Below are 9,403 nucleotides of genomic sequence, written 5' to 3'. Positions count from 1 at the left end.
ACGGCCTGAAGTGAATCGGCCGGCTGGTCGGCGTGGATCCGCCGGACGGCAACGAGGATCTGATGTTCGCCCTCGGCGATGCCCGGCACAAGGCGGCGAGAAAGCAGGCCGTGCAGGTGGATTCGTTGCGGGCGGGTGCAGCGCGCCGCGATGCCGGCCTACGGGGCGGGCGTCGGGGCCGACACCATCGCGCAGGGTTTCGGCGGCCTGGTCGGCGGTGAGTCCTCGCTGTCCACCCGGGCCGCGGACTACCGCGAGATCGGCAATGCCGCCCTCGATTTCGGCAATGGCAGCGGCACTCGCGGCGTTCGCCACGGGCATACGGCAGGCCGCCGACGGCTGCTACTGGTCGGCGGACAAGCCCACGGCCCGCTCGACGCCGCCTGAGCGGGACCGGATTTCGCGCCCGGACGACGCGAAACCGGCCCGGCACTCACAACGGCGGCAGGTGGCAGATCTGGATGAGTTCCCGGTCCCGGGTGCGCGACACCAGCATTCCGCGCCCGGGCGGGTAGGTGGCGGGCCGCACATCGCCGAGGAGCACACCCTCGTCCTTGGGGGTGCTCATCAGGATTCCGTCGACGGACATGTCCTTCATCGGGCCCAGCACGTTGTCGAAGAGGGCGCGGCCGGCGCCGCCGGCGCGGCGGGCGATTATGACGTGCAGGCCGATGTCCCGGGCCTGCGGGATCAGGTCCATCAGCGCCACCAGCGGGTTGTTCGCGGCCACCATGTCGTAGTCGTCGACGATCACGTACACCTCCGGCCCGGTCCACCAGGTGCGCTCGCGCAGCTGCGCCGGAGTGATGTCGGAGCCCGGGATGCGCCGCGACAGGAAGCCGGCCACCTCCTTGATGATGTCGATCGAGGTCTGGGACGAGGTGGAGTAGCCGGCCAGATGCTTGCCCTCGATCGCGCCGAGCATGGTGCGGCGATAGTCGATCAGGATGATCCGGGCCTCGTTCGCGTGCGAGTTCTCCACGATGCCCAGCGCGATGTTGCGCAGCAGGGTGGTCTTGCCGCAGCCCACGTCGGCGAACACCAGCAGGTGCGGCTGTTCGTCGAAATCCAGCACCATCGGCTGCAATTCGGATTCGCCGAGGCCGATCAGCACCCGCTTGTGGTTCAGCTGCACGCCCTGCGCACGCGCGGTGGCCAGCACCTGCTCGCGCGGGACCTGAAGCGGCAGCATGCGCACGCCGGGGGCCCGGCGGTCGCCGTACAGCTCGGCCAGGCCCGCCTTGGCCGCGCTGACCCCGTCGGACAGTGTGTTCGGGTCCACCGTGGCGTCCAGCCGCGGCAGCGCGAGCAGCATGTGCAGCTTGTCGCGGGTCATGCCGCGGCCCGGCCGGTTCACCGGCACCCCGGCCGCGGCCCGCCGGTCCATCTCGGAGTCGGACGGGTCGCCCAGCCGCAGTTCGATGCGGGTGCCGATCTGGTCACGGACCGCTGGGCGGATCTCCGCCCAGCGGTTGGCACCCAGCATGACGTGGATACCGTAGGACAGGCCGCGGGCCGCCAACCCCATCACATGCCCCTCGAGCGCCTCGAATTCCTCGCGGAAGGCCGCCCAGCCATCGATCACCAGGAATACGTCGCCGAACAGGTCCTCCGACAACGGATCCGCGGCCGATTGCGGCTCCGGCCGGGCCGCGATCTCGGCCTTCAGTTTGCGGAAGTCGCGCATGTTCTCGATGCCCAGCCGCAGGAACCGGGCCTCGCGCTGATGCAGCAGCGTGACCAGCTCGGCGATGGTGCGGCGCACCCGGTCGACCTCGAGCCGGCTGGCGGCCGAACCGACGTGCGGCAGGCCGCCGAGGGCGGCGAGGGTGCCGCCGCCGAAGTCGATGCAGTAGAACTGCACCTGTTCCGGGGTGTGGGTGGCCGCCGCGGCCATGATGACGGTGCGCAGCGCGGTGGACTTGCCCGACTGGGGGCCGCCGACCACCGCGATGTTGCCCTGTGCGCCCGCGAGATCGACGGTGAGCACGTCACGTTTCTGCTCGTACGGCTTGTCGATGATGCCGATCGGCAGCCACAGCCGCCCGTGCCGGTTGGCGGCGGCGCGCCAGTCCGGGTCGGGCAGCAGCATGTCCACGGTGGGGGAGACGTCCAACGGCGGCAGCCATACCTCATGGGCCGGCCGTCCGTGGCCCACCAGCCGGTCGACCACCACCTGCAGCAGGGTGCGTTCGGTACCCGAGGGCGTCGGCTGCTCGGCCAGCAGTTCGCTCAGATCCGGCAGCGCCACTTCGATCGGTGCGGGCGCCGCGCGCACGGCGACGGAGCCCGCGGTGAACAGGTCCACCCCTTCGGCGGCCGCCGTCGGCTCCGCGCCCACGCGCGGCCCGGTCTGGACCGGTGGCGTGTATGTCCCGGAGACATAACTGGTGTTGAAGCGCAGCGGGTCCGCCGCATCGCTCTTGAGGTAGCCCGCACCGGGCTGGCCCGGCAGGTGGTAGGCGTCGGTGATACCGAGCACCTGGCGGGACTCGGCGGCGGAGAAGGTGCGCAGGCCGATCCGGTAGGACAGGTGCGAATCCAGGCCGCGTAACCGGTTCTCCTCCAGCCGTTGCGAGGCCAGCAGTAGATGCACCCGCAGCGACCGGCCCAACCGGCCGATCATCACGAACAGCTCCGCGAAATCCGGCTTCTGCGTGAGCAACTCGGAGAACTCGTCGACGATGATGAACAGCGCCGGCAACGGATCGAGCTGGGCGCCCCGCGAGCGTGCCTTCTCGTACTCGGTCACATTGGCGAAATTGCCGGCCGCGCGCAGCAGTTCCTGGCGGCGGTTCATCTCGCCGGCCAGAGCGTCGCGCATGCGATCCACCATCGAGAGTTCTTCCTCGAGGTTGGTGATGACCGCGGCCACGTGCGGCAGCGGATCCAGGCCCAGAAACGTGGCGCCACCCTTGAAGTCGACCAGCACCAGGTTCAGCAGCTCCGGCGAGTGCGTGGTCACCATCGAGAGCACCAGGGTGCGCAGGAATTCGGATTTTCCGGAGCCGGTTGCGCCTATGCACAACCCGTGCGGGCCCATGCCGTTCTCGGCCGCCTCCTTGATGTCGATTTCCACCGGCGCGCCGTCGGGGGTGATGCCGATCGGCACCCGCAGCCGTTCCCGGGCCGAGCGCTGCCGCCACACCCCGTCCGGGTCGATGGTTGCCGCGTCCGGAATCTTCAACAGCGCCATCAGGCTCGAGTCGATGACGGTCTCGGCGCCGAGGTCGACGATCTCGGCGGCGGTGGCGATGCGGTAGCGCGACATGCCCCGCGCGAACGTGGCGGCCTCGGCCATACCGACGTGGTCGGGGCCGGCGAACCTCTCCACCGTGCCCGAGGTACGGGCGCCGATCACGCCCTGCTCCGCTACCAGCTGCAGGCCGCGGCGCACCGCCAGGCCGGCCTGCGGCGCGGTCAGATCCAATACGGTCACCGAATCCAGGCCGGCGGCGCTGATGATGCGTTCGGAGCCGTTGACGTAGCCGTCGTCGATCACCACCACCAGGTGCAGCCGTCCGGCGGTGGCCGGCGCGTTACGCAGGAACCGGCCGCGTTCCACCAGCTCGTCCGACAACGCGCTCTCCAGCTCCGACAGCGACTCGTACAGCATCCGGGCCGTGCCGATGCCGTCTCTGTCGCGCGGATGTTGCAGGTGCGGAAGCCATTTCGTCCACGCCCAGGGCTCGGTGTCCGGATCGGCGGTGACAATCGCTATCGCCAGGTTGTCCGGACCGTGGAAGGTGGTGAGCTCCATCAGCATCCCGCGCACCAGGGCCCGACCCAGATCGCGGGCTCCCTCGATGCTGATCGCGGGGAAGGCGCGCAGCGAGATCGCGGTCGGCAGCCCGTGCACGACCGAATGAGTGCGCACGAACCGGCGCAGCGCCACCGTCGCCACCGGCTCCAGGTCCTCTACCGGCCCGGTCTCGGGCCGGGCCAGCTTGGTGGCGATGCGGTGGCTGCCCACCCCGATGCGCACATGTCCGAAATCCGGGTCGTTGGGACGGCGTTCCCACATTCGCCGGGAGCCGATCAAGGCATGCAGGTCGCGGGGGTGCGGGTGACTCCATGCCAGCGCCACGCGCTGCGACCGGCCGGTGTCGCGCACATCGTTTCGCAGCTGCTCCAGGTAGCGGAAGTAGTCCTTGCGTTCCTCGTTGAGCTCGGCGGCCTTCTTGCCGCCACCGCTGCGGCCGGCGAACATGCCGACCATCGACATCAGCATCATCATCGGAAACATCATGGTGAGGGGGTTGCTCAGCATGTTCTTACCGCCCGTGGTGAACATCAGGCCCATCATGCCGACCGTGGCAACCACCATGACCAGCGGCATCAGCCGCTGCCACAGCGGACTCGGGATCGGTGCGGTGATCTCCGGCGGCGTCTCGAGGACCACCTCGCCGCCCGGCGTGCGGGGCGGCGCGATCCGGGCCAGTCGGACGAAACCCTGGGTGGTCATTGTCTTTTCCTCACTCGTCGTCGCCGGGCAGCACGAGCCGGCGGCGGTGCTCGCGACGGAACGGGATGGACACCGCCAGCACGATCCCCAGCAGCGTCAGGCAGGTCAGCGCACCGTCGACGGCGATCCGCCGCGGCCCCGGGTCTATGCGGGCAGGTGGCTGCGGGGCCGGAATCGGCCGGCTCACATCGGTATCGACCGGACCGGCCGGCGGCAGCACCGCAGTCAGTGCGGCCACCGGATCGACCAGCCCGGCGCCGATGCGGTCGTCGCGGCCGCGACCCGGCCCGTGCGCGGTGCGTTCGATACGGCCGATCACCTGGGCGGCGGTCAGGCCGGGGAACCGGGCCCGCACCAGCGCGGCGACGCCGGCGACGAACGCGCTGGCGAAACTGGTGCCGTCCACCGGGGCGATCCGGCCGTCGGCCTGCGGCGTGCCGTTGACCAGGCCGGTGCCGCCCGGCGTGGAGTCCAGCGACATCAGGTTGCTGCCCGGCGCGGCCACCCCGACCCACGGGCCGTAGAGCGTGAACGACGAGGGCGAGCCGTCGGCCTCGACCGACGCGACCGACAGCACGTACGGGCTGAACCAGGCCGGGCTGGCGACGGTCTTGACCGAGTCCCAGCTCGAGGTGCCGTTCTGGTCCTTGCACGCGCCCTGGCTCTCCAGATTGCCGGCCGCGGCGACCACCACGACGTTGTGGTCGGCGGCGTACTTCAGGGCCGCGCCCAGCACGCCGTCGGCCGGAGCATCGGTCGCCGCGATGCACGACACCTCGGAAATGTTGATCACCGACGCGTGCAGCTCGACGGCATGCACCACCGCATAGGCGAGGGTGGTGACGGTGCCGTAGCCGCCCGCCGACATTCGACCCCGTCGGTCGTCGGCGTAGCTGTCCTTCGCTTCGTAGGCGAGGCTGGTCTGGCGGATGGACAGAATGGTGGCGTCGGGGGCGACACCCGAGAAGCGGTCACCGCCGTCCGGGGCGGGGTGACCGGCGATGATGCCGGCGACCAGAGTGCCGTGCCCGTCGCAGTCGACGGTGCCGGGGGAGGTGGACACGTAGTCGCCGCCGGGCACGACGGTCAGTCGCGGGTGATCGTTCACCCCGGTGTCGATCACCGCCACCAATTGGCCTGCGCCGCGGCTGAATTCCCAGGCCCGGGTGAGACCGAGCGCCTGCTGTGCGAGCGGCTCCGTGGTGGGTGGGGGACCGGTCCAGACCGGATGCGAGCAAACCAGGTGCTGCTGAGTGCGTTCCGGAGGCGCCACCGGTGCGCCGATCACCAACGCGCCAGGATTCACCCCGGGTGGTGTGACGGCCCGGGCGGTATGGGCGGGACCGAACGCCAGTATCAGTGCGACAGCGGTGGCCCCGAGCCGGTGTGTGTACCCGGCTGACGTTTTCGGGGCCCGGCGTTCGCCCGGACGCGAGGTTGCTGCGCTAGGCATTGCGAGCGAGGTTGTAGATGTCGAGCACCCAGAACGCCATCGGCCCGATCACGCAGATGAGCAGATATTCCAGCACCTCGCCGAGCCGCTGCACGACCGGCGACACTTCCACCCGCGGCCGGACGATCCCGACCAGCACCGCGGCAATCGAGAACACCACCAGCGCCGCGGCCGCGAGCAGCGCCAGCGCATGCAACTGCAGGCCCAGCAGCACCGGCAGCACCACCAGAATCGTGCAGCCGCCCAGCACGAGGGCCGACGCCTGGGTCAGATCGGCGAAGGCCCGGGCGCGCCGGCACAGCACCAGGCCTGCCGCGGCGGCCAGGACCGCGCCCTGCCAGCGGTGCTCGGCCGAACCGGCCGCCGTCAAGGCCCCGGCCGCCACCAGCACTGCGATCCCGATCAGCATGCCGGACTGGTGCTCGTTGGCGCGCCGGGATCGCTCCCCGAGGCCGGCCGCCGACGGGATCGGCGTCGCCCCGATCGCCCCGATCCCCTCGATGGTGGGGCGTTGTTCGTGATCGCGCGGGTCGATCGCGCCGCCGGCCGTCGGCACCGGCGGCACCGGCAGGCGGGCCGTCGCGACCGCGATCCGCGGTGCGAACGTGATGCCCAGCAGGGCGAACACCACCGCGACCGCGCCTACCTTCGCCGGCGCCGGATGCCACAGTGTCGTCGCGCCGGCGGCCGCGGTGCCGAACACCGCGAGGGTGATCACCGCGGTGAACATCGCGGTGCCCGCGCCGACCAGCCGCAGCGTCGGGACGGCCAGTAACAGGGCCACCGCGCAGCCCAGCAGTAGCTGTGGGGCACCGAACGGGCCGGGCACCAGCACCGCTGCGCCGGTCCCGGTCAACACCAGGCCGCACAGCGACAACGTGGCCGCGGACCGCCCGTCCGCATAGAACCGCGCCGTCAGCGCCGCCGCCAACAGCGTCAGCAGTCCCACTCCGAGCCCCCCGCCGCCGGCCGGCCAGCGCCAGCCGTACCCGGCGGCCACCACCAGGAGCAGGGCGGCGCCGATGCTCCCGGCGACCGCCGCCGCCAGCCCTGCCCGTCCGGCGGCGTCGGGACCCCAACCGCGGAAGGAACTTTCGGTCAGCCGCGCAACTGCGTCGATGACGTCGTCGAACAGGGCAGGCGCCTCGACGGTGTCCACCGCGCGCAGTACCAGCAGCTCGCCGTCGAACACGTCGGCCTCGGTGAGCGAGCGGTGCGGATCGATCGGCTCGTGTCCCAGCCTGGACAGGGTCCAGTGCTGGGCCTGCAGCGGTGCGCCGCCGTCCTCATGCTCGGACAGGTCCGGGTTGCGGGAAGCGATGAGCCCCACCACCTCCGGGATGAAGTGGGCCACCGGGACCGCGGCGGGCAGGGCGATGTCGACCTGGGTGTTGCCGCCGATCACCGAGACCCGGCACAGTTGCGGCTCGGTGGCCGATGACTCGATCAATGGACGAACTCCTACATCTCGGGTCGTGCGGTTGTGGAACGTATCAGACGTTGCGCCGCAACGGTTTCCGACTTGATGCGGAAATGATGCCGGGGCGGGGCGGTGCCACCGGCGGCGTGGCAATATCCATATGCCGGACCCGGCCGTAGCAGTAACGGACAGTGAACTACCGGTCTCGGCGGGAGTTTTCGGTTCACCTTCAGGGAGCGGTTTCGAGCATGTCCGCTATTCGGCAAGCACAACAGATCTTCGACGCGGGTGTGCTGTCGCTGGGGTTGCCGGTCGACGGCCAGCACGCCGTAAGGAATTTGGATTACGCCAAGGTCGCGTTCCGGCGTGCCGCCGAACTCGATCCGGACATGTGCGACGCCTGGCTCGGCCGCGCGGCGGCCGGGGAGGCTACCGCGGAGGTGCTCGCCAACCTGCGCCGGACCTCGGCCTCGCTGCTGCGCGAGCAGCGCCGGATCGGGCTGGCGCCCCGGGCGCTGGCCGGCCGGTTCCAGATCGGCCAGTACATCGACTACCCCATCGCCAACCTCACCGAGGTCTGGCTCGCGCACGCCGTGCAGCTGCTGAACGATCGGCAGTACGACGACGCGGAACGCGTGTTCGACGAGCTGGAGCAACGCCGGCACCGGCCGGACGAGGACCCGGACCGCGCCGTCGACGACCGAGTGTGCGCCTACGCGCGGGCGGTGCTGCACTTCAACACCCAGCGCTGGCCCGACGTGATGTCGGTACTGGCCGGTTCGGCGGACTGGCAGGATCCCTACCTTGCCGCCGGTGCTCATGTCATGGTCGGCACCGCCTGCGCGCATCTCGGACTGTTCGGGGAGGCGATCCGGCGGCTGGAGCTGGCCGAGCACGGGCCGATCCCGGCCGCGCGCACCGCCGCGATGTACTGCCGCGGCCTCTGCCTGCGCGAGCAGGGCAACGAGGATGCGGCGCGGGCGCTGTTCGAGCTGGTCTACACCCAGGTCCCCGACTTCGAGGCCAATGTGCAGGCGCTGCGCGACCCGAAGTTCCGGATCGTGCTGACCGCCCGGGAGAACATCGAATCCCGCACCGACCGTTGGGATCCGGCGTCGGCGCCCTCGTTGGAAGACGTTGCCGAGCAGGAGCATCAGGACCGGGCTGAGGCGATCCTGGCGGCGGCGCGGGCCGAACTCGAGGCGCAGATCGGGCTGGGCGGGGTGAAGGTTCAGGTCGCCAAGCTGCAGTCCTCGGCGACGCTGGCCAAGATCCGCGCGGAGAAGGGGCTCAACAGCATGCCACGCGGCCAGCATCTGGCCTTCACCGGCCCGCCCGGTACCGGCAAGACCACCATCGCGCGGGTCGTAGCGAAGATCTACTGCGGGCTCGGGCTGCTGAAGACCGACAAGGTAGTGGAGACCAAGCGCGCCGATTTCGTCGGCCAGCACCTGGGTTCCACGGCGATCAAGACCAACAAGCTGATCGACAGCGCGATGGACGGGGTGCTGTTCGTCGACGAGGCCTACACCCTGATCCAGTCCGGCCTCTCCGGCGGCGACGCGTTCGGCCGAGAGGCGGTGGACACCCTGCTGGCGCGCATGGAGAACGACCGCGATCGGCTGGTCGTGATCATCGCCGGGTACGACGGCGAGATCGATCGGTTCCTGGCCGCCAACGACGGCCTGGCGTCCCGGTTCGCCAAGCGCGTCAAGTTCGACTCCTACACTCCCGATGAGCTGTGCGAGATCGGCCGGTTCATCGCGTCGCGGCGTGATTCCACCGTGTCCGACGCGGCGATCGGGCTGTTGCGGGCGGCGTGCGTGGAGCTCTACGACGCCGACCGGGTCGATCAGAGCGGCCTGCCGCGCCGGGGTGTCGACATCGCGGGCAACGGCCGGTTCATCCGCAACGCCATCGAAAGTGCCGAGGAGGAGCGGGAATATCGCCTTGCCATGGACGAGGACGTGGATCTGCGGGCGGTGGACTCGGAGGTGCTGATGCGGATCGAGGCGGCCGACATGGCCAAGGCACTGGAGAATGTGCTCGGCGCGCTCTCCTAGGC

At 70.3% G+C, this 9,403-nt stretch carries 5 protein-coding genes; 2 read left to right on the top strand and 3 right to left on the bottom strand.

The annotated features are described in order from the left end of the window. Window positions 1-150 precede the first annotated feature (150 nt). Complete coding sequence (locus KO481_RS27235; RefSeq protein ID WP_215921166.1) at window positions 151-387, top strand: hypothetical protein; 237 nt, start codon at window positions 151-153, stop codon at window positions 385-387. Window positions 388-433: 46 nt separating this feature from the next. Here the strand turns inward: KO481_RS27235 and eccCa are convergent, their stop codons facing one another. The 3 genes from eccCa to eccD are packed head-to-tail and all read right to left on the bottom strand — an operon-like array spanning window position 434 to window position 7,368. Further along, complete coding sequence (eccCa, locus tag KO481_RS27230; protein WP_215921164.1) at window positions 434-4,465, bottom strand: type VII secretion protein EccCa; 4,032 nt, start codon at window positions 4,463-4,465, stop codon at window positions 434-436. A 10-nt stretch (window positions 4,466-4,475) separates the two neighbouring features. Further along, window positions 4,476-5,918, bottom strand: a complete 1,443-nt coding sequence (mycP, locus tag KO481_RS27225; RefSeq protein WP_215921162.1) for a type VII secretion-associated serine protease mycosin — start codon at window positions 5,916-5,918, stop codon at window positions 4,476-4,478. Next, window positions 5,911-7,368 (bottom strand): type VII secretion integral membrane protein EccD, encoded by a 1,458-nt coding sequence (gene eccD / locus KO481_RS27220; RefSeq protein ID WP_215921160.1) that lies wholly within the window; start codon window positions 7,366-7,368, stop codon window positions 5,911-5,913. Before eccD ends, mycP begins: the two co-directional genes overlap by 8 nt. A 218-nt stretch (window positions 7,369-7,586) precedes the next feature. On the opposite strand from eccD, the gene eccA reads away from it, so the two are divergent. Next, on the top strand, window positions 7,587-9,401 hold the full coding sequence (gene eccA / locus KO481_RS27215) for a type VII secretion AAA-ATPase EccA (RefSeq protein WP_215921152.1): 1,815 nt from the start codon (window positions 7,587-7,589) through the stop codon (window positions 9,399-9,401). The last annotated feature ends 2 nt before the right edge of the window (window positions 9,402-9,403 follow it).

It is taken from the genome of Nocardia albiluteola, assembly GCF_018860155.1.
Lineage (GTDB): Bacteria > Actinomycetota > Actinomycetes > Mycobacteriales > Mycobacteriaceae > Nocardia > Nocardia albiluteola.
Note: the sequence above shows the minus strand (reverse complement) of the source record. Positions and strands in the feature narration are given on the sequence as shown.